The 19,706-nt window shown below is 57.5% G+C and carries 18 protein-coding genes; 6 read left to right on the plus strand and 12 right to left on the minus strand.

The window, feature by feature from the left end:
* Window positions 1–91: 91 nt before the first annotated feature.
* From ubiB to udp, 5 genes are all read right to left on the minus strand, one after another.
* A complete protein-coding gene (gene ubiB, locus KHQ26_RS07835) occupies window positions 92–1,732 on the minus strand; it encodes a ubiquinone biosynthesis regulatory protein kinase UbiB (protein WP_004177924.1) in 1,641 nt (546 codons plus the stop codon).
* On the minus strand, window positions 1,729–2,334 hold the full coding sequence (gene ubiJ, locus KHQ26_RS07840) for a ubiquinone biosynthesis protein UbiJ (RefSeq protein ID WP_002883422.1): 606 nt from the start codon (window positions 2,332–2,334) through the stop codon (window positions 1,729–1,731). Before ubiJ ends, ubiB begins: the two co-directional genes overlap by 4 nt.
* A 13-nt stretch (window positions 2,335–2,347) precedes the next feature.
* Window positions 2,348–3,103 (minus strand): bifunctional demethylmenaquinone methyltransferase/2-methoxy-6-polyprenyl-1,4-benzoquinol methylase UbiE, encoded by a 756-nt coding sequence (ubiE, locus tag KHQ26_RS07845; protein WP_002883421.1) that lies wholly within the window; start codon window positions 3,101–3,103, stop codon window positions 2,348–2,350.
* A 70-nt stretch (window positions 3,104–3,173) separates the two neighbouring features.
* Window positions 3,174–4,622 carry a DNA recombination protein RmuC gene (gene rmuC / locus KHQ26_RS07850; protein WP_020804045.1) on the minus strand — a complete coding sequence of 483 codons (1,449 nt, stop codon included), beginning with the start codon at window positions 4,620–4,622 and terminating at the stop codon, window positions 3,174–3,176.
* Window positions 4,623–4,757: 135 nt separating this feature from the next.
* Window positions 4,758–5,519, minus strand: coding sequence for a uridine phosphorylase (gene udp, locus KHQ26_RS07855; RefSeq protein WP_002883419.1), 762 nt, complete (start codon window positions 5,517–5,519; stop codon window positions 4,758–4,760).
* A gap of 272 nt (window positions 5,520–5,791) precedes the next feature.
* Here udp and KHQ26_RS07860 point away from each other — a divergent pair, with 272 nt between their 5' ends.
* Window positions 5,792–6,604: a dienelactone hydrolase family protein gene (locus KHQ26_RS07860; RefSeq protein WP_002883417.1), complete on the plus strand. Its 813-nt coding sequence runs from the start codon at window positions 5,792–5,794 to the stop codon at window positions 6,602–6,604.
* 58 nt (window positions 6,605–6,662) lie between these two features.
* Here the strand turns inward: KHQ26_RS07860 and metE are convergent, their stop codons facing one another.
* Window positions 6,663–8,927 (minus strand): 5-methyltetrahydropteroyltriglutamate--homocysteine S-methyltransferase, encoded by a 2,265-nt coding sequence (gene metE, locus KHQ26_RS07865; RefSeq protein WP_002883416.1) that lies wholly within the window; start codon window positions 8,925–8,927, stop codon window positions 6,663–6,665.
* A gap of 247 nt (window positions 8,928–9,174) precedes the next feature.
* Between metE and metR the strand changes: the two genes are divergently transcribed.
* A complete protein-coding gene (metR, locus tag KHQ26_RS07870) occupies window positions 9,175–10,128 on the plus strand; it encodes an HTH-type transcriptional regulator MetR (RefSeq protein WP_020804035.1) in 954 nt (317 codons plus the stop codon).
* On the opposite strand, the gene KHQ26_RS07875 is transcribed toward metR, so the two are convergent.
* The 3 genes from KHQ26_RS07875 to pldB all read right to left on the minus strand — a co-directional run bounded on the left by KHQ26_RS07875 (window position 10,016) and on the right by pldB (window position 12,841).
* On the minus strand, window positions 10,016–10,915 hold the full coding sequence (locus KHQ26_RS07875) for a carboxylate/amino acid/amine transporter (protein WP_002883414.1): 900 nt from the start codon (window positions 10,913–10,915) through the stop codon (window positions 10,016–10,018). The two genes, metR and KHQ26_RS07875, sit on opposite strands and share 113 nt — an antisense overlap.
* Before the next feature lie 88 nt (window positions 10,916–11,003).
* A complete protein-coding gene (gene yigL, locus KHQ26_RS07880) occupies window positions 11,004–11,804 on the minus strand; it encodes a sugar/pyridoxal phosphate phosphatase YigL (RefSeq protein ID WP_049123847.1) in 801 nt (266 codons plus the stop codon).
* Between the two features lie 44 nt (window positions 11,805–11,848).
* A complete protein-coding gene (gene pldB / locus KHQ26_RS07885; protein ID WP_002883412.1) occupies window positions 11,849–12,841 on the minus strand; it encodes a lysophospholipase L2 in 993 nt (330 codons plus the stop codon).
* A 109-nt stretch (window positions 12,842–12,950) separates the two neighbouring features.
* On the opposite strand from pldB, the gene rhtB reads away from it, so the two are divergent.
* Both rhtB and KHQ26_RS07895 read left to right on the plus strand, forming a co-directional pair.
* The gene (rhtB, locus tag KHQ26_RS07890; protein WP_004181651.1) at window positions 12,951–13,571 is read left to right on the plus strand and encodes a homoserine/homoserine lactone efflux protein; all 621 of its coding nucleotides are present in this window, start codon (window positions 12,951–12,953) and stop codon (window positions 13,569–13,571) included.
* Window positions 13,572–13,733: 162 nt separating this feature from the next.
* On the plus strand, window positions 13,734–14,642 hold the full coding sequence (locus KHQ26_RS07895; RefSeq protein ID WP_020804042.1) for an Rpn family recombination-promoting nuclease/putative transposase: 909 nt from the start codon (window positions 13,734–13,736) through the stop codon (window positions 14,640–14,642).
* Window positions 14,643–14,686: 44 nt separating this feature from the next.
* Here the strand turns inward: KHQ26_RS07895 and rhtC are convergent, their stop codons facing one another.
* The 3 genes from rhtC to pldA form a co-directional block, all read right to left on the minus strand.
* On the minus strand, window positions 14,687–15,307 hold the full coding sequence (gene rhtC / locus KHQ26_RS07900) for a threonine export protein RhtC (RefSeq protein ID WP_004152056.1): 621 nt from the start codon (window positions 15,305–15,307) through the stop codon (window positions 14,687–14,689).
* Between the two features lie 61 nt (window positions 15,308–15,368).
* Window positions 15,369–17,195, minus strand: coding sequence for an ATP-dependent DNA helicase RecQ (gene recQ / locus KHQ26_RS07905; RefSeq protein ID WP_004213315.1), 1,827 nt, complete (start codon window positions 17,193–17,195; stop codon window positions 15,369–15,371).
* A 67-nt stretch (window positions 17,196–17,262) separates the two neighbouring features.
* Complete coding sequence (gene pldA / locus KHQ26_RS07910; RefSeq protein ID WP_002883408.1) at window positions 17,263–18,123, minus strand: phospholipase A; 861 nt, start codon at window positions 18,121–18,123, stop codon at window positions 17,263–17,265.
* A gap of 152 nt (window positions 18,124–18,275) precedes the next feature.
* Between pldA and yigI the strand changes: the two genes are divergently transcribed.
* Window positions 18,276–18,740 carry an acyl-CoA thioesterase YigI gene (gene yigI, locus KHQ26_RS07915; protein ID WP_002883404.1) on the plus strand — a complete coding sequence of 155 codons (465 nt, stop codon included), beginning with the start codon at window positions 18,276–18,278 and terminating at the stop codon, window positions 18,738–18,740.
* Between the two features lie 48 nt (window positions 18,741–18,788).
* Window positions 18,789–19,682 (plus strand): EamA family transporter RarD, encoded by an 894-nt coding sequence (rarD, locus tag KHQ26_RS07920; protein WP_004187777.1) that lies wholly within the window; start codon window positions 18,789–18,791, stop codon window positions 19,680–19,682.
* The last annotated feature ends 24 nt before the right edge of the window (window positions 19,683–19,706 follow it).

The raw sequence follows: 19,706 nt of genomic DNA on the forward strand, positions 1-19,706 counted from the left end.
CATTATACACGCCATCCTGCGAGCCGCCTCTTCGTCAGGCCGCCGACATGATTTTGCGCAAATAAGCCTGCGTCATGAAGAGGCGAACCGATCAGTGGGTTTTCCGCCAGCCAATAAGCCAGGTCACCACACCGCCGGCCATCAGCCAACCGGGCATCATTCCCCACTCAGGGCGATGGATAAAGAGCAGCGTACCACTGAGCAATAAAACCGCGCCTATACCAAACAGGTAACGGGATTGGCCCTGGCGCACATGACGCACATGCATATCCCGCACAATAGTATCGACGCTGGTCTGCAGCTGTTTGCTCTGCTGCAGGCTCTGATACACCAGCTCAGGTATTTCCGGCATTCTTTCGATCCAGAACGGCGCTTTGTCTTTAAACGCGCGCACCAGCGCCGGAATGCCGACCTGATCTTTGATCCACGACTCGAGGAAAGGCTTCGCCGTTTTCCACAAGTCTAACTGAGGATAGAGCTGCCGGCCTACCCCTTCTACGTAAAGTAATGTCTTCTGTAGTAAAACGAGCTGCGGCTGGACTTCCATATTGAAACGCCGCGCGGTATTGAACAGATTAAGCAGCACGTGGCCGAAGGAGATCTCCGCCAGCGGCTTCTCAAAGATCGGCTCGCAGACCGTGCGGATCGCGAACTCAAACTCTTCAACGTTGGTATCGGGCGGAACCCAACCGGAATCGACGTGCAGCTCGGCAACTTTACGATAATCGCGGTTGAAAAAGGCGATAAAGTTTTCCGCCAGATAGCGCTTATCTTCTTTGTTCAGTGAGCCGACAATACCGCAGTCGATGCCGATATACTGCGGATCTTCCGGATGCTCGTAGCTGACGAATATGTTGCCAGGATGCATATCGGCATGGAAGAAGCTGTCGCGGAACACCTGGGTGAAGAAGACCTGCACGCCCCGCTCCGCCAGCAGCTGCATATTGGTGCCCTGGGCCTCCAGCGCCTCCACATCGGACACCGGGATACCGTAAATGCGCTCCATTACCATCATGCTTTCGCTGCAGTAGTCGGGGTACACCTCCGGCACGTACAGCATCGGGCTGTCTTCGAAATTACGCCGCAGCTGAATAGCGTTGGCGGATTCCCGCAGCAGGTTCAGCTCATCCAGCAGCGTTTTTTCATATTCGCGAACTACCTCCTGCGGGCGCAGACGGCGACCGTCAGGCAGCAGACGCGGTACCCAGCGCGCCAGGCGGTAGATGAGCTTCATGTCCGCTTTAATGATCGGCAAAATATCCGGGCGGATAACCTTGATCACCACCTCTTTGCCATTCTCCTTCAGACGCGCGGTATGCACCTGGGCGATGGACGCCGAGGCTAACGGCTCAACGGAGAAATCATCAAACCAGGTCTCGACCGGCAGCCCCCCCATCGCTTTCTCTATCTGCTGCTGCGCGAGCTTCCCTTCAAAGGGCGCCACGCGGTCCTGCAACAGCGCCAGCTGATCGGCAATATGCGGCGGAAAGAGATCCCGGCGGGTGGAAAGCATCTGGCCGAATTTTATCCACACCGGCCCCAACTCCTGGAGCGCCAGCCGAAGGCGGGCGCCAAGAGGCTGATCCTGATGGCGGTTTGGCATCCAGAACAGCATCCGCCGCCAGATACGCAGCGGCAGCGTGATGCGCATTTTGGGGATGAGCTCATCGAGCCCGTAGCTCAAAAAGGTGTGGATGATGAAATACAGGCGCCGTAATTCTCCTGGCGTCATTTGCCCTCCAGCGTTTCCAGCCGTTTTTCCAGTGCGGCCAGCGCGCGCTCAATAGCCGTTGTCTCTTCAGCAAACCAGGCCAGCTCCAGCGGCCCCGGCGCCAGGCGCCACTCTTCAGTGATCGCTTCCGCGACATAGCGCTGCTGGCGCTCTGCGCCCTTCAGCAGAAACTGAGCGCCGCCGCGCAGGACTTTACCGACGCCTTCGGCCACAATATCGCCGGTATAGGGCGCCAGCAGTTCAGCGGGATCAAACTCTGCCAGGTCGCACAGGGAGACCATATTCTGCACCACCTGCAGATCGCCCTGCACTTCCAGATCACCGCTGCGAATAAGCGCCGTGAGCTGCTGACGATTGCGTAGTTTTGGCAGCACGCTGAGCCGGGTAATCACGGTGCAATCGGCCTCTCCGTCCCAGGCGCTCAGGACGTCAACCTGGCGTTCGCTGAATACCAGCACCACGGGCGTGGCGAAATCCTGCAGCTGGACCCGCAATACCTTGCCCAGCAGGCGCTGACGAGCGGGTTTAAGCGCTTTGTCGCGCCAGAGGAAAGTATTCAGCGCCGTTTCAATGCCAGCGGTAACCAGGGGTGTGAAAGGCATAGCGTCCCTCCTGTCAGAACTTGTAACCGCGATGCAAAGCAACGATACCCGCCGTCAGGTTGTAGTAATCCACGTTTTCGAAGCCCGCATCCTGCATCATCCCTTTCAGGGTTTCCTGGTCCGGATGCATACGAATAGATTCCGCCAGGTAGCGATAGCTGTCGCCATCCTTTGCCACCAGCTCGCCCACCTTCGGCAGGATATGGAAGGAGTAAGCGTCGTAGGCTTTGCTCAGCGGTTCGATAATGGGTTTAGAAAACTCCAGCACCAGCAGACGTCCGCCCGGCTTCAGCACGCGGTACATCGAACGCAGCGCTTTCTCTTTGTCGGTCACGTTACGCAGACCGAAAGAAATGGTAATGCAGTCAAAGGTATTATCAGCAAAAGGCAGGGCTTCCGCGTTGGCCTGAACATACTCAACGTTGCCTACGATGCCGATATTGCGCAGCTTTTCGCGGCCCATTTTGAGCATAGAATCATTGATATCAGCAAGCATGACGCGGCCGGTTTCCCCTACCAGGCGGGAGAACTTGGCCGTCAAATCACCGGTACCACCAGCCAGATCCAGCACGGTCTGCCCGCGACGTACGCCGCTGCAGTCGATGGTGAAACGCTTCCACAAACGATGGATCCCAAACGACATCAGGTCGTTCATCACATCATATTTTGCGGCGACAGAATGGAATACATGCGCCACCATATCTGCTTTCTGCTCTTTAGCGACCGTCTGAAAGCCAAAATGCGTCGTTTCTTGTGAATCCTCAACCATCTCTATGCCTGCTTGCTTTTCAAGAAAATGTTCACTGAGTGTATCAGACTCAGCGCATTTCCCATACGTTTCAGCGTGGCGGAGCCGCCTCCCGGCTACGCACCGTCTCGGCAGAGTCGGGTGAAAATGTGTCATTTTCCGGCAGGTTATCCTCATCTTCGAGACGATATTGCTCGTCCTGAGCCGTAGCTTGTTCGACTAAATCAGGATTAATCCCGCGCTTGACCTCCACGCCCAGGCCGCGAAAGGCCTCCGCCTGGGCCAGCAGATTGCCACGCCCGGAAGCGAGCTTTTTCATCGCCTGGCGATAGCTCTCTTGCGCCTTATCCAGGCTCTGGCCGATGGCGGACATATCATCCACAAACAGGCGCATTTTGTCGTAAAGGCGCCCCGCCCGCTCGGCAATCTTTTGCGCGTTACGACTCTGGTGCTCATAGCGCCACAGATTGGCGATAGTGCGCAGGGCTACCAGCAGCGTCGTCGGGCTAACCAGCATAATATTATTTTGCAGCGCCTCGCTGATGAGCTCAGGCTGGCGATCGATGGCCAGCAGGAACGCCGGCTCAACGGGAATAAACATCAGCACATAGTCGAGCGAGCGCAGGCCAGGCAGCTGTTGATAATCCTTGCGTCCCAGCAGGCGAATATGGTTACGCACCGAGGCAAGGTGTTCCTGCAGCGCGACTTCGCGGGTGTAGTCGTCTTCGGCGTTGAAATAGCGCTCATAGGCGACCAGGGTCATTTTGGCGTCGATCACCACGTCCTTACCCTGCGGCAGGCGCACGATAACGTCCGGCTGCATCCGCGAGCGGTTGTCGGTCTCAATACTGACCTGAGTCTGGTACTCATAGCCTTCGCGCAGGCCGGAGGCCTCCAGCACGCGGGTTAAGACCACTTCCCCCCAGTTGCCCTGAGTTTTGTTATCCCCCTTCAGCGCTTTGGTCAGGTTCAGCGCCTCCTGTGCCATCTGCGCGTTCAACTGCTGCAGATTGCGGATCTCATGCGCCAGGGTATGTCTTTCACGCGCCTCCTGGCCAAAGCTCTCCTGCACCTGGCGGCGGAACCCGTCCAGCTGTTCGCGTAGCGGCGTCAGCAGGCCATGCAGGCTCTGGCGGTTTTGCTCATCGACCCGCCGGTTGCTGTGTTCGAAAATACGGTTGGCGAGGTTTTCAAACTGCTCGCTAAGGCGCTGCTCGCTGTTCATCATCTGGCGGATCTTATCTTCCGCATGCAGCTGGGTGGATTCGAGCCGGGTGGTGACCTCACGGAGATCGGCCTCGAGCGAGGTATTGATATCCCGTAGGCTGCGCAGCTCGTTGTTCAGCAGCTCACACTCCTCACGCCAGTGGGCCTCCTGCGCCAGTTGCTGGCGGGCGGCGCTCAGCTCAATATCCAACTCTCGCCGTTCCTCGATGAGATCGGCCCGAATTTGATCGGCGCGCGCTTTGGTCGCCAGCCAGCCGACCATTAACCCGGCTGCCAGTGCGATAACCGCGCTGATAATAATGGAGAGATCCACGACGCCCCCTGCGATAACCTGATGACACAAAATAGAATTGTGCTGTACAAACGTCCAGTTTAAAAGGAATTTCCTGCGAGAGGCGACGCAAAAAAGAAAGGCCGGAGGATCCGGCCTGACAGGGAAAGTGTTGAGTTACAGCAGACGACGCGCCGCTTCCACGACGATTTTCACCGCGTGGCTTTCGGTTTGCTTCATGGTTTCGGCGTTAGGGATCTCTTGCTGGGTACGGTTCACGATAACCCCAGCCACCATCCCGGCGCGCAGGCCCTGGCTGGCGCACATGGTCAGCAGCGTGGCGGATTCCATTTCATAGTTCATCACGCCCATTGCCTGCCACTCTTCCATTGAGCCCTTGAAGCGGCTCACCACGCGGCCGGAGAAGGTGTCGTAACGCTCCTGGCCCGGGTAGAAGGTATCCGAGGAGGCAGTCACGCCGATATGCGTGGTCGCGCCGATTGATTTCGCCGCTTCCACCAGCGCGGTGGTACAGGCGAAGTCTGCGACGGCCGGGAACTCCATCGGCGCGAAGTGCAGGCTGGCGCCGTCCAGACGAACGGAGGCGGTAGTCACCAGCACATCGCCAACGTTAATGTGCGGTTGAATCGCGCCGGTGGTGCCGATACGCAGGAAGGTACGCACCCCCAGCTGCGCCAGCTCTTCCACGGCGATGGAAGTCGACGGGCCGCCGATGCCGGTAGAGCAGACGATCACTGGTTTGCCGTCCAGCTCCGCGCGCCAGGAGGTAAATTCGCGGTGAGATGCCAGTTTAACCGGCTTATCCATCAGCGCGGCGATCTTTTCCACACGCTCCGGATCGCCAGGGACGATAGCCAGCGTAGCCCCTTGTAAATCGTTCTTGGTGAGGCCGAGATGAAAAACATCAGACTTGGACATAAAAAACTCCTCTGTGGGTCGAATTATCAGCAGAAGCAAAACGGTACTGTACAGAAGCCCCTGGCAACATTTTGTGATGATAGTCACCAAGACCAATAATGATTGCAGTTGTTTTTCAGTAAATAGTGATACACATCACATTAACAAGTTATATTCATCATCACAGAACAAAAGATAGCCGCTTTCAGGCACTGTGCTTTATTACCGCCCGAACTAAAGGTAAAGGGTCTATAGTTACTGATGCGCTAATAAATAAGGGTACGGAGAATACCATGACCACCACCAAGCAACCTGGATTCGCACCTGCAGCTTCACCACACGCCGCAACCGCCGTTCATACGCCGGAAGAGCATATTATCGCCGGAGAGACGTCGATTCCCTCTCAGGGTGAAAACATGCCGGCCTACCACGCCCGCCCGAAAAATGCCGACGGTCCGCTGCCGATCGTTATCGTGGTACAGGAAATTTTCGGCGTGCATGAACATATTCGCGATCTTTGTCGCCGCCTGGCACAGGAAGGCTATCTGGCTATCGCGCCTGAATTGTACTTCCGTCAGGGCGATCCGAATGAGTACCACGATATCCCGACCCTGTTCAAAGAGCTGGTCAGCAAGGTGCCGGACGCGCAGGTGCTGGCGGATCTCGACCACGTCGCCAGCTGGGCGGCGCGCCACGGCGGCGATGCCCATCGTCTGCTGATCACCGGCTTCTGCTGGGGCGGACGCATTACCTGGCTGTATGCCGCGCATAACCCGCAGCTTAAAGCGGCAGTGGCTTGGTACGGTAAGCTGGTGGGAGAAAAATCACTGAATTCGCCGAAGCACCCGGTAGATATCGCCGTCGATCTCAACGCCCCGGTGCTTGGTCTGTACGGCGCTAAAGACGCCAGCATTCCGCAGGACACCGTCGAGACTATGCGTCAGGCGCTGCGGGCAGCCAACGCCACGGCGGAAATCGTGGTCTATCCCGAAGCCGATCATGCCTTTAACGCCGACTATCGCGCCAGCTATCATGAAGAGTCAGCCAAAGACGGCTGGCAGCGGATGCTCGCCTGGTTTGCTCAGTATGGCGGTAAAAAAGGGTAATCGCCCTAAGCATGAAAAAAGGAGGCAAATGCCTCCTTTTTGATTTTTCGCGTAACGATTAGGCGGACTGGCGCAGATTTCGCGCCGCTTGCACCATATTCGCCAGCGCGGCGCGGGTTTCCGGCCAGCCGCGAGTTTTCAGGCCGCAGTCCGGGTTAACCCACAGTCGCTCCACCGGGATACGCTGCGCAGCTTTCTTCAGCAGCGCTTCGATCCACTCCACGCTCGGCACGTTTGGCGAGTGAATATCATATACTCCCGGCCCGATCTCATTGGGGTACTCGAACGCTTCGAACGACTCCAGCAGCTCCATATCGGACCGCGAGGTTTCAATGGTGATCACGTCAGCGTCCAGCGCGGCAATGGAGTCCATGATGTCATTGAACTCGCAATAGCACATGTGAGTATGGATCTGCGTGTCGTCTTTGGCGACCGCAGCATTAAGGCGGAAGGCTTCCACACCCCACTGCAGATAGGCATCCCAGTCGCTGCGCTTCAGCGGTAACCCTTCGCGCAGCGCCGGCTCATCAATCTGGATGATGCCGATCCCCGCCGCCTCCAGATCCGCCACTTCATCACGCAGGGCCAGCGCAATCTGTTTCGCGATGGTTTCACGGCTGACATCCTCCCGCGGGAAGGACCAGCACAGAATGGTCACCGGTCCAGTGAGCATCCCTTTCACCGGCTTGTCGGTCAGCGACTGCGCATACTTCGCCCAGTCGACGGTGATCGCCTGCGGACGGCTGACGTCGCCGATCACCACCGGCGGCTTCACGCAGCGGGAACCATAGCTCTGCACCCAGCCGTTTTGCGTGAAGATAAAACCGTCCAGATGTTCGCCGAAGTATTCCACCATGTCGTTCCGCTCGGCCTCCCCGTGCACCAGTACGTCTAAACCTAACCGCTCCTGCTCGACGATCGCCTGCTTAATATGTTCCGCAATCCCCGTCCGATAATGACTGGCGTCAAGGTTACCCTTTTTGAAGTCCAGGCGCAGGCCGCGGATCTCGGTCGTTTGCGGGAATGACCCGATGGTGGTGGTCGGCCATTTCGGCAGGTTAAAGCGCTGGCGCTGTGCCTGCGCGCGAACCTCATAGGGGCTGGCGCGCTGGCTGTCCTGAGCAGTGATCGCCGCCAGCCGTTTTTCCACCTCCGCGTTGTGCACGCGGGTCGAATGGCGACGGGCCTGGATTGGCGCGCTCCACTCGGTAATCGCCGCTGTATCGCCGCTGTTCAGCGCATCGCGCAGCAGCGCCAGCTCACCGCATTTCTGCAGCGCGAAGGCAAACCAGCTCTTCACTTCCGCATCAAGGCGCGTCTCCACGCTCAGATCGATCGGGCTATGCAGCAGAGAGCAGGATGACGCGACCCATAGCTCGCGCTTACCGACGAGGTCTTTAATTTGCGCATACTTTTCGGTGAGATCGGCGCGCCAGACGTTACGCCCATTGATCAAGCCCGCGGACAGCAGCCAGTCGGCCGGCAGGCGGTTGTGCAGTTCGGCAACATCATCTTTGCCGTGCACCAGATCGACGTGCAACCCCTGGACCGGTAGCGCAGCAATGGTCGCGAGATTGTCGCTAACGCCTTCAAAATAGGTAGTCAGCAGCAGCTTCACCTGGCCCTGCAGGGCGTCATAAGCCGGTTGAAAGGCCTCCAGCCACGCTGGCGGCAGCTCCAGCACCAGCGCCGGTTCATCAATCTGCACCCAATCGATGCCGCGCTTCGCCAGTTCGGCCAGCACCTGCTGGTAAACCGGCAGGATGGCATTCAGCAGGGTCAGGCGGTCAAACGGTTCACCTTTCACTTTACCCAGCCACAGATAGGTTACCGGCCCCAGCAGCACGGGCTTGATCTTGTGGCCCAGCGCCAGCGCTTCGTCTACTTCATCCAGCAGTTGGGTCCAGCTCAGTTTGAACTGCTGGCCCTTCACGAACTCCGGCACCATATAGTGATAGTTGGTGTTAAACCATTTGGTCATTTCCGCAGCGGCGGCCGGTTCGCCAGTCGGCGCGCGGCCGCGGCCAATGCGGAACAGGGTATCGATGTCGATGGATCCGTCTTTGTTCTGATGACGAGCCGGCACGTTGCCAAGCAGCAGGCTGGTAGTCAGAACATGGTCGTACCAGGCGAAATCCCCCACCGGCAGCAGATCAACGCCCGCCTGTTTCTGCTGCTCCCAGTGACGGGCGCGCAGCTCACGGCCTACCGCCAGCAGTTCCTCGCGAGTGGCGTTGCCCGCCCAGTAGCTCTCTTGCGCTTTTTTCAGCTCGCGGCGCAGGCCAACGCGAGGAAAACCGAGGGTGTGGTTAATAATTGTCATTTTTGTTCCTCTCTTATTTCATTGAATCTGAAGAAAAAATCTCAATAGTTCGGCTTGCAGGAAGGCGGCAACGATGCGCATCCCCAGGAGCTTACTGAAGGAAGTGACTGGGGTAAGCAAGGCAGCCAACGCATCTGCAAGTCGAAATATGACGAGTTTTAGACGTCCAGATGTTTACACATCCATAATTGACAGTTACTGTATATTCCTCAAGCGCAAATTGCTCATGGCGAAGTGAAGGACTTTCATGATCGAAATTAAACATCTGAAAACGCTGCAAGCGTTGCGGAACAGCGGTTCACTGGCGGGTGCGGCAGCGGCCCTGCACCAGACCCAGTCCGCCTTGTCTCACCAGTTCAGCGATCTGGAACAGCGCCTTGGCTTTCGTCTCTTTGTGCGTAAGAGCCAGCCGCTGCGTTTTACGCCTCAGGGGGAAATCCTCTTACAGCTGGCCAACCAGGTGCTGCCGCAGATCGCTCGCGCCCTGCAGGACTGTAACGAACCACAGCAGACCCGGCTGAGGCTGGCTATCGAATGTCACAGCTGTATTCAGTGGCTGACGCCGGCGCTGGAGAATTTCCGCGCCCACTGGCCACATGTGGAGGTCGACTTCCATTCCGGCGTCACCTTCGACCCACAGCCTGCGCTGCAGCAGGGTGAACTGGATCTGGTGATGACCTCCGATATTCTGCCGCGCAGCGGCCTGCACTACTCGCCGATGTTTGATTTTGAGGTGCGTCTGGTGCTGGCGCCCGAGCATCCGTTAGCTATGAAGACGCTGGTTACCCCGGAGGATCTGGCCGCGGAAACGCTGTTGATTTATCCCGTGCAGCGCGGGCGCCTCGATATCTGGCGCCACTTCCTGCAGCCGGCCGGCATCAGCCCGCAGCTGAAAAGCGTCGATAACACGCTGTTGTTGATCCAGATGGTGGCTGCCCGGATGGGCATCGCCGCGCTGCCGCACTGGGTGGTGGAAAGCTTTGAACGCCAGGGCCTGGTGGTCACCAAAACCCTGGGTGAGGGATTATGGAGCCGGTTGTACGCGGCCGTTCGCGATGGCGAACAGCGTCAACCGGTCACCGAAGCGTTTATTCGCTCTGCGCGGAACCACGCCTGCGATCATCTGCCGTTTGTCCGGAGTGCGGAGCGACCCAGCGGCGATGGACCCACAGCGAGGCCAGGATCACCAACGCTCCGCTAATAAAGCTCGGCCAGTGCGGCTGCTCCTGCCAGATGGCAAGGTTAACCAGCAGCCCGGCGGGGACATGGACGTTATTCATGATCCCCAGCGTGCCGGCATCCACTTGGGTGGCGCCATAGTTCCACATAAAGTAACCCAGCCCGGAAGCCACCACGCCGAGCCACACCAGCACGCTCCACTGCAGCGTGGTGGTCGGCAGCTTCTGGGCGTTGCCGAGCATAAACCACGCCGCCACCGCCACGATAAAGGCCCCGACATAGAACCAGGCAAAGGCATTGTGCTGCGGCATCGGACGCACCTCCATCAGACGCTTATACCCCACCATACCGATGGCGAAGCAGAGGTTTGACAGCTGTACCAGTAACAGCCCGGTCCAGAAATGATCGCTGACTTTGTCATAGCGGATAATCGCCGCCCCCAGCACCGCCAGCGCGGCACTCAGCAGATAGCCCCAGCGCAGCTTACGTCCGCTGAGCAGGTCGTAGATCAGCGTGATATACAGGGGAGTAAACACGGTAAACAGCAGAAATTCCGAGACCGTCAGATAGAGATAGGCGCGGAAAGCCAGCAGGTACATGATGCCTAGCTGCATCGCGCCCACCAGCATATAGAGCACGATCGTGCGCGGAGACTGGCCGCGCGTGCGCAGGAAAGGCAGGAACACTAGCGCCGCCAGGCCCACGCGCATCAGCACCGAAAAATAGCTGTCGACGCTACCGGCCAGGTATTCGCCAATCAGGCTAAAAGAAAAGGCCCACAGGATAGTGGTGATAATTAACAGCGCCACAATGGTCGTCTCGTTGGATAAAGAACAGGCATTGTAGCGAAGAGTCAGGTTGACGACTGGACACTTATTCGCCAGTCGTCAATCTTTTTCAGTCGAGGTATAGCTTACGCAGGTAGTGCGGGACAGCATCGTCGGCGTTACTGCCGATCACTTCCAGTTCCGGATGCAGATCCTTCAGCCGCTGGTGGGCGTTGGCCATGATGCAGCCTTTGCCAGCCATCGAAAGCATCTCAGCGTCGTTCATACCGTCGCCGAAGGCGATGCAATCGGAAAGAGTGTAGCCGAGCATCTTCGCCACCGCCTCCAGCGCATGCCCCTTCGATACCCCACCCGCCATGACTTCCAGGCAGGTTAAGGTGGAGAAGCTGACGTTCACCCGATCGCCCCAGCGGGCGTTCATCGCCTGCTCCAGCGGCAGCAGATGCTCATGATCCTCGCAGGTAAAGAATACTTTGCTGATCCCCTGCGGATCCAGTTCGCCCGGCTCATACAGCTTGTAGTTAAACACCGCCTCCTTGAAGAAGCGCATCTCTTCCGGACGATGGCAGTTCATATACCACTCGTCTTCCCGATAAACGTTAGTGACGATTTTCGGGTCGTTACGCACGATCTCAAACAGGTCGGCGGCAATATCGCGATCGAGGTTATGGGCAAAGATTTGCTGACCATCGCTATCGTGAACGCGAGCGCCGTTAGAGGTGATCATGTACGACCGGATGCCGAGATTATCGCGGATTTGCCCGACGTCGATGTAGTGACGGCCGGTGGCGAAGACGAAATTGATCCCACGGGCGGTAAGCAGCTTTAGCGTCTCTTTGGCATACGGGGTCAGGAAATGATCGGGAGAAAGCAGCGTGCCGTCTAAATCAGACGCAACAACCTGGTACATAAAAAAGTTAACCTCTAAGCAGGGCGACGAGCGTTATCGTCGGATTAAGTATGTCGATTGAAAAACTCGACGATGGCATTGAGCGCGACTGAGCGCATAGCGTCCTTTTCAAAAAGGATCTCATGATATGCCCCTTCAATGACGAGCGGCTTACCGCCCTCACAGGGATGGCCGGCAGCGGCCCGTAATTCGCAATAGCGGTCGTGCATCAGATTATCGACCACCCGCTCCTCCTCCGCCTGTAAAAGCAGCGTCGGGGCGGTATCTTTTTCCACATTCGCCAGCACTTCGTCGCCGGCCAGCATGCCCTCACGCACCCAGTGCCAGGTCGGACCGCCGACCTGCAGCCGCGGCTCATCGGCATAGAAGCGCAGGTTGCGACGATAGCGTTGCCGACTGTGCGTCAGCACGTTAACGGCAAAAGGCAGCGCCCGCCAGCGCCCGGTGCCGATGGCATACTCTTCGCGAATGCGCTGATGGCCCTCAGCCCAGTCGAGAATATGGCGCACCATCCAGTCCGGCAGCCGAATGATAATCCCGAACATCGGCGCGCAGAGCGCTATTGCATCGCAATGCGCCCGGTAACGTTGCAGAAAAAGCGTGGCAATCGCTCCGCCCATAGAATGAGCAAGGATAAACCGTTTTCGCCAGTGTCCAGGAACCACCTGCTGCTGCCAGAGCGCGGCCAGGTCATCAACATAGTCGCTGAAGTTAACCACGTGTCCGCGGTGGGTATCTGAGAGCAGGCGGCCCGAGCGTCCCTGCCCGCGATGGTCAATGATCATCACGTCAAAGCCGCAGTGAAAGAGATCGTAGGCCACTTCAGCATACTTCACGTAGCTTTCAATGCGCCCGGGGCAAATCAACACCAGACGATCGTTATGTTGCGCGCAAAAGCGGACAAAGCGTACCGGTACATCGTCGACGCCTTTAAATTCAGCTTCTTCGCGCTGTCGCCAGAAATCCGTCAGCGGCCCCATGCTAAAGGCCGCAAACGCGTTTTCTCGTGTTTCCCAGTCCTTTTTCTGCCCAAACATCGGGTTTACACCCCTGTTAACCGCTGAAAATCGTTTTTTTACCGTGTATCACACAATGCTGACACAATAGCGTATTGTGGCATAAAAACAGACAATCAGGGAGTTTCTCATGACCATTGAGTGGTGGTTCGCCTACCTGCTGACATCAATTATTCTCAGCCTGTCGCCGGGTTCCGGAGCGATTAATACCATGACCACTTCCATTAACCACGGATACCGCGGCGCGGCGGCGTCGATTGCCGGTTTGCAGACTGGGCTGGCCATTCATATCGTGCTGGTTGGCGTTGGTCTCGGCACTCTCTTCTCCCGCTCGGTGCTGGCCTTTGAGGTGCTGAAATGGGCCGGCGCCGCCTACCTGATCTGGCTGGGTATCCAGCAATGGCGGGCGGCAGGGGCGATCGACCTGAATACGCTGGCGAAGGCGCAGACGCGCGGCAAACTGTTTCAGCGCGCGGTGTTCGTAAATCTCACCAATCCCAAAAGCATTGTTTTTCTGGCCGCCCTGTTTCCGCAGTTTATCCTGCCGCACCAGCCGCAAGTGATGCAATATATCGTTCTGGGCGTCACCACCATCGTCGTCGATATCATTGTGATGATTGGCTATGCGACCCTGGCGCAGCGCATTTCCGCATGGATCAAAGGGCCAAAGCAGATGAAGGCGTTGAACAAAGTCTTTGGTTCACTGTTTATGCTGGTCGGGGCGCTGCTCGCCTCCGCCCGCCATGCCTGAATCATGGAATCTCGCTCGCAAAGAGAGGCTCGCCAGGTGAACGACGCTTTCTCTCTGCGCGAGCCGGCGCGCAAAGTGGGTAATTAATTTTTTTGCCCGCTGTCGGCGCTGAACCCGCCGTGCCAGGATGCCGCCAGATACGTGATTCATGGATGAACGGCAATGGCGGAAACGGCGACCCCTCATGATGCGGTATTTAAAACTTTTCTCTCACGGGTAGAGACGGCGCGCGATTTTATCGAGCTCCACCTGCCTCCGTCGTTAACACAGATCTGCAAACTGGACACCCTGCGTCTGGAATCCGGCAGCTTTCTTGAAGACGATCTCAGGCCTTACTACAGCGATATCCTTTATTCGCTGGAAACCACCCGCGGTGCGGGCTATGTCCATGTTCTGATCGAGCACCAGAGCGCACCCGATAAGCTGATGGCCTTTCGCTTAATGCGCTATGCCATCGCCGCCATGCAGCGGCACCTGGAGAGCGGCCATAAAACGCTGCCTCTGGTTATCCCTATTCTCTTCTATCAGGGACGACGCAGCCCCTATCCCTGGTCGATGCGCTGGCTGGATAATTTTGCCGATCCTGAGACCGCCAGCCAGCTCTATAGCGGGTCGTTTCCGCTGGTCGATATCACGGTGATCCCCGACGACGACATCATGCAGCACCGCAGCATGGCAGCCCTGACGCTGGTGCAAAAGCACATCCGCCAGCGCGATATGGCGCAATTGCTGGATAAGTTGACCCACCTCTTAATGCTGGAGCAGATGAGCGGACAACAAATCACCGTATTGGTAAACTATATGGCTCAGGCAGGGGATGCCGAAGATACTCGGACACTCTTGTACGGGCTGGCACAGCGCGTGCCGCAGCATGGAGGATTACTGATGACGCTGGCGGAAACATGGCTTGCAGAAGGTATGGAGAAAGGCGTACAGCAGGGCATAAAAGAAGGTAAACACCAGGCTCTGGTGCAGGTTGCCGAAGCGATGCGCAATCGCGGTATTGATGACCAGGCGATTATGGAAATGACCGGTCTGTCTGAAGACGAGCTGCAGCGGCTTCGCCACTGATACTTTCCCACCCGGAAACAACCGGGTGGGAAACAGCATGCCGGTTAACGCGAGATAATCAGGTGGATGCCGAAGCCCGCAAACAGCGTACCGGCGATACCGTCGATCCACTTCGCCATCCGCTGATAGCCGCGGCGCATCCCCGGCAGGGCGAACAGGCTGGCAACCACCATAAACCAGGCCAGCGTCTCAACGATAATCAGCAGGAAAATGCCCCAGCGCGCGCCGGCGCCGACGCTGTCACCCACGAACAGCGAAAACACCGAGCCGAAGTAGATAATCGCTTTCGGATTCGCCAGATTGGTCAGCAATCCCTTCACGAAGCTGCGTCCGCTGCGGGCCAGCTCCACCTGCGGCTCCGCCGAGGCCACCTTCTCTTTTTTCAGCGCGCCACGCAGCATCTGGTAGCCCATCCAGCATAGATACAGGCCCCCGCCGACCATTATAATGTTATGCAGCCACGCCATACGGGCGAGGATCAGGTTCAGGCCGAGCAGCGCCACTCCCGCCCAGACCATGACGCCGCAGGTGATCCCCAGCACACCCATCATCGCCTCTCTTCGCGAGCGGCTGATGGCCGTTTGTGAGACAAAGAAAAAGTCCGGCCCCGGGCTCATCAGCGCAATGATATGCACCAGCGCCACGGTGAGGAAAAGCATCAGCATAGTTAACTCGCAGGAAAATAATGAAGAGAGAAACTATTCTGGCACTTTTTCAGCCAGCTGACTACTCATCGTCGCCATCAACATGCGCCCGGATCAGCGCCATAAACGGCTTCCCGAAACGCTCGAGCTTGCGTGTCCCCACGCCGTTGACGCTGAGCATTTCGCCGGCGGTCAGCGGCGATTGTTCGGCCATCTCGATAAGCGTCGCGTCGTTAAAGACCACATATGGCGGGATGTTCTCTTCGTCGGCGATCGCTTTACGTAATTTGCGCAGCTTGGCGAACAGTTTACGGTCGTAATTGCCGCCAAAGGATTTCTGCATCGCCTTTGGCTTCAGCGCCACGATACGCGGCACGGCGAGCTGCAGCGGCACTTCGCCACGCAGCACCGGTCGCGCGGCTTCGGTCAGCTGCAGCGCGGAGTGCTGGGCGATATTCTGCGTCACCAGCCCAAGGTGGATCAGCTGGCGGATCACGCTCACCCAGTGCTCGTGACTTTGCTCCCGGCCGATACCGTAAACCGGCAGCTTATCGTGGCCCATCTCTCGGATGCGCTGGTTGTTGGCCCCGCGCAGGACCTCCACCACGTAACCCATTCCGAAGCGTTGATTGACCCGGTAAATCGTTGAAAGCGCCTTGCGGGCGTCCATTAAGCCATCGTACTGCTTTGGCGGGTCAAGACAGATATCGCAGTTGCCGCACGGCTCCTGACGCCCTTCGCCAAAATAGTTCAGCAGCACCAGACGGCGACAGGTCTGCGCTTCGGCAAACGCCCCCATCGCATTCAGCTTATGCCGTTCGATATCCTGTAGCGGCCCGGCGGGTTTTTCTTCCAGACAGCGGCGCAGCCACGCCATATCCGCCGGATCGTAAAACAGCATCGCTTCCGCCGGCAGGCCATCACGCCCGGCGCGGCCGGTCTCCTGATAGTAGGATTCAATATTGCGCGGAATATCAAAATGCACCACAAAGCGGACGTTCGGCTTGTTAATGCCCATCCCGAAGGCCACCGTCGCCACCACGATCTGCAGATCGTCGCGCTGGAATTTCTCCTGCACCTCGGCGCGCACGTCGTTTTCCAGACCGGCATGGTAAGCCGCCGCGCTAATACCGCGGCTTTGCAGCCTGGCGGCGGTGTCTTCCACTTTCGAACGGCTGTTGCAGTAGATAATGCCCGATTTGCCGCGCTGCTCCTGAACGTAGCGCATCAGCTGATCGAGCGGCTTGAATTTCTCCATCAGCATATAGCGGATGTTTGGCCGGTCGAAGCTGCTGACCTGAATCAGCGGATCGTTAAGCCCCAGCAGGCGGACGATATCGCGGCGGGTGGTATCATCGGCGGTGGCGGTCAACGCCATAAACGGGATCTGCGGCATCCGCTGACGCAGCTGGCCCAGCGCGGCATATTCCGGACGGAAGTCATGGCCCCACTGCGAGATACAGTGCGCCTCGTCTACCGCCAGCATCGCCAGGTTCCAGTTCGCCAGATGCTCAAGAAAGTTATCCAGCATCAGCCGTTCCGGCGCGATATACAGCAGACGAACCTGCCCGCTGCGGCAGCCGGCCATCACCTCCTGCTGCTGCTCACGGCTTTGCGTCGAGTTCAGACAAGCCGCCGCCACGCCGTTGGCCAGCAGCTGATCGACCTGGTCCTTCATCAGCGAGATCAGCGGTGAGACCACGACCGTCAGACCGCCCATGACCAGCGCCGGCACCTGATAGCACAGCGACTTGCCGCCACCGGTCGGCATGACCACCAGGCAGTCCCGGCCTTCGAGCGCCGTCTCGATAATCGTTTCCTGGCCAGGACGGAACTGCTGGTAGCCGAAGGTCTCTTGTAAAACCTGCTTAGCCAGCGATTCCTGATTTAATACTTCCGCCTGTGCCACGTTGACCCCATTTGCCTGAAAAGAAAACAGGCGCTATTTTCAGCGCCTGCGAGCCAGAGTGCAACGATTAAAACAGATCGTTGAGCATTAGCCCGACGCCGACGCGCGTTTGGTTAAAGTTATAGTCGATAAGCGACTCGCCATAGCCGCTGTAGATCTGCGTATAGGCGCGAACATGTTTGGTAATGGGATAGCTCACGCCAAGTTCCGCCCCGCCGTAGCCGGTGTTCCAGTTGTATTGCCCCTGCGCGCTGAGGATCGCCTCTCCCAGCTGGTAGCCCACCTTCAGCCGGTAATAGCCCATATATTTGGTGATATCCGGGTTATCATCGGTGTTGCCCACCACATACCAGGGCTTCACTTCCACCAGCCAGTTACCGTTTTGCGCCATCAGGCGGGCATAAAGCCGATTCCAGCTGCGCGAGGTGGGGTCGGAACGCCCATTCGAGTCGTGGTTATACCCCATCTCGATATCGCGCAGCGTCCAGCCGGCAAACTGGTAGTCGGTCGCAAAGCCCAAAAACAGCTGGGGTTCATAATTGGTTTCGCGAAACGGCGCCGACTCTTTGCTGTTAGAGAGCTGCCACCAGGATTTCTGGGTATAGGACGCGCCCAGCAGCGAATTATCGCCCAGGATACCGCGCCACAGCGGGAACGCCAGGCTTAGCTGAAACTTCACTTCATCTTTACGGGCATTTTCGGCCCAGTCATAACTGCGGATCGCCTCTTTATTGAGGTCGCTGGTCCACGTATAGAGCAGATAGTTGCTCTCATAAGGGTAGAGCAGGAAAGGATTATCATGGTCCTGGAGCAGGTTGGCGATAATGCTGCCGCGCACTGCCGGTTTGTCGTGTACCGACGCGTCCTGCGCCATAACACCGGCCGGTAGCGCGCACAGCGCCACCAGGCAGGCCAAAGAGATACGCATGCTGGTCTCCTGAAAAATAGTTTTTATTTTTGTTTAACCTGAAGCCATTCTACCTGTTTATTAATCACCTGCCCCCTAATCCGCTCCGAAAGTGGAAATCAATATTTTAGAAGCATAAAATCAACATTTTATTAACGAATGGAACCGGTGTTATGTCTGAACTTACTGCCGAAGCAGCCCTGAAACTGGTAGGGGAGATTTTCGTCTATCACATGCCGTTTAACCGCGCCCTCGGTCTCGAACTGGAACGCTACGAAAAAGCGTTTGCCCAGCTTAGCTTTAATAATCAGCCGATGATGGTCGGCAACTGGGCGCAAAGCATTCTGCATGGCGGGGTGATCGCCTCCGCGCTGGACGTTGCCGCTGGCCTGGTTTGCGTCGGCAGTACCCTTACCCGCCATGACACCATCAACGAAGAAGAATTGCGCCAGCGGCTTTCCCGTATGGGAACCATCGACCTGCGCGTGGACTACCTGCGTCCGGGCCGCGGCGAACGTTTTACCGCCACCAGCACCCTGCTGCGCGCCGGCAATAAAGTGGCAGTTGCCCGCGTGGAACTGCATAACGAAGCTCAGGTCTATATTGCCAGCGCAACGGCCACCTATATGGTGGGTTGATTGGCCAAAATCGAGTAACATCACTCTCTTTGGCAATGGATTTTACCGATGGATGCGAAACAGACGCGGTTGGGGATCATTCTGGCCCTCGCCGCCTACTTTATCTGGGGTATCGCGCCAGCGTACTTCAAACTTATCTACTATGTTCCCGCCGATGAAATTTTGACCCATCGCGTGATCTGGTCTTTCTTCTTCATGGTGGCGCTCATCAGCGTCAGCCGCCAGTGGCCACAGGTGAAAAAGCTGCTGAAAACGCCGCGCAAGATCTTCCTGCTGGCGCTCTCGGCAGTGCTGGTCGGCGGTAACTGGCTGTTGTTCATCTGGGCGGTGAATAACCACCATATGCTGGAAGCCAGCCTCGGCTACTTTATCAACCCGCTGGTGAATATTTTGTTGGGGATGATTTTCCTCGGCGAACGCTTCCGTCGTCTGCAGTGGCTGGCGGTGCTCCTCGCCTTTTGCGGCGTGCTGGTCCAGCTGTGGACCTTTGGTTCGCTGCCGATAATCGGTCTTGGGCTGGCTTTCAGTTTTGCCTTTTACGGCCTGGTGCGAAAGAAAATTGCTGTCGATGCGCAAACCGGCATGCTGGTGGAAACGCTGTGGCTGCTGCCGGTGGCGGCAATCTGGTTGTTCGGCATCACCGACAGCCCGACCAGCCATATGGGCGAGAACCCCTGGTCGCTCAATCTGCTGCTGATGGCCGCGGGCGTGGTGACCACCATCCCTTTGCTGTGCTTTACCGGGGCGGCAACGCGTCTGCGGCTCTCCACGCTGGGCTTTTTCCAGTACATCGGCCCAACGCTGATGTTCCTGCTGGCGGTGACGTTCTACGGCGAAGTGCCGGGCAAGGATAAAATGGTGACCTTTGGCTTTATCTGGGTCGCGCTGGCGGTGTTTATCGTCGATGCGCTGTATACCCAGCGCCGGTTGCGCAGAGGCTAAGCCTGCATCAACCAGTAAAGAAGG

The sequence above is a fragment of the Klebsiella sp. 10 genome, from assembly GCF_018223925.1.
GTDB classification, from domain to species: domain Bacteria; phylum Pseudomonadota; class Gammaproteobacteria; order Enterobacterales; family Enterobacteriaceae; genus Klebsiella; species Klebsiella pneumoniae.

What these genes read in the sequence shown, in the direction of transcription:
- ubiE (WP_002883421.1), bottom strand. Translation starts at nt 3,103, where the DNA reads ATGGTTGAGGATTCACAAGAAACGACGCATTTTGGCTTTCAGACGGTC.
- ubiB (WP_004177924.1), bottom strand. Translation starts at nt 1,732, where the DNA reads ATGACGCCAGGAGAATTACGGCGCCTGTATTTCATCATCCACACCTTT.
- udp (WP_002883419.1), bottom strand. Translation starts at nt 5,519, where the DNA reads ATGTCCAAGTCTGATGTTTTTCATCTCGGCCTCACCAAGAACGATTTA.
- KHQ26_RS07895 (WP_020804042.1), top strand. Translation starts at nt 13,734, where the DNA reads ATGGCGGAAACGGCGACCCCTCATGATGCGGTATTTAAAACTTTTCTC.
- metE (WP_002883416.1), bottom strand. Translation starts at nt 8,927, where the DNA reads ATGACAATTATTAACCACACCCTCGGTTTTCCTCGCGTTGGCCTGCGC.
- metR (WP_020804035.1), top strand. Translation starts at nt 9,175, where the DNA reads ATGATCGAAATTAAACATCTGAAAACGCTGCAAGCGTTGCGGAACAGC.
- yigI (WP_002883404.1), top strand. Translation starts at nt 18,276, where the DNA reads ATGTCTGAACTTACTGCCGAAGCAGCCCTGAAACTGGTAGGGGAGATT.
- rarD (WP_004187777.1), top strand. Translation starts at nt 18,789, where the DNA reads ATGGATGCGAAACAGACGCGGTTGGGGATCATTCTGGCCCTCGCCGCC.
- ubiJ (WP_002883422.1), bottom strand. Translation starts at nt 2,334, where the DNA reads ATGCCTTTCACACCCCTGGTTACCGCTGGCATTGAAACGGCGCTGAAT.
- rhtC (WP_004152056.1), bottom strand. Translation starts at nt 15,307, where the DNA reads ATGCTGATGCTTTTCCTCACCGTGGCGCTGGTGCATATCATTGCGCTG.
- rhtB (WP_004181651.1), top strand. Translation starts at nt 12,951, where the DNA reads ATGACCATTGAGTGGTGGTTCGCCTACCTGCTGACATCAATTATTCTC.
- pldB (WP_002883412.1), bottom strand. Translation starts at nt 12,841, where the DNA reads ATGTTTGGGCAGAAAAAGGACTGGGAAACACGAGAAAACGCGTTTGCG.
- yigL (WP_049123847.1), bottom strand. Translation starts at nt 11,804, where the DNA reads ATGTACCAGGTTGTTGCGTCTGATTTAGACGGCACGCTGCTTTCTCCC.
- KHQ26_RS07860 (WP_002883417.1), top strand. Translation starts at nt 5,792, where the DNA reads ATGACCACCACCAAGCAACCTGGATTCGCACCTGCAGCTTCACCACAC.
- pldA (WP_002883408.1), bottom strand. Translation starts at nt 18,123, where the DNA reads ATGCGTATCTCTTTGGCCTGCCTGGTGGCGCTGTGCGCGCTACCGGCC.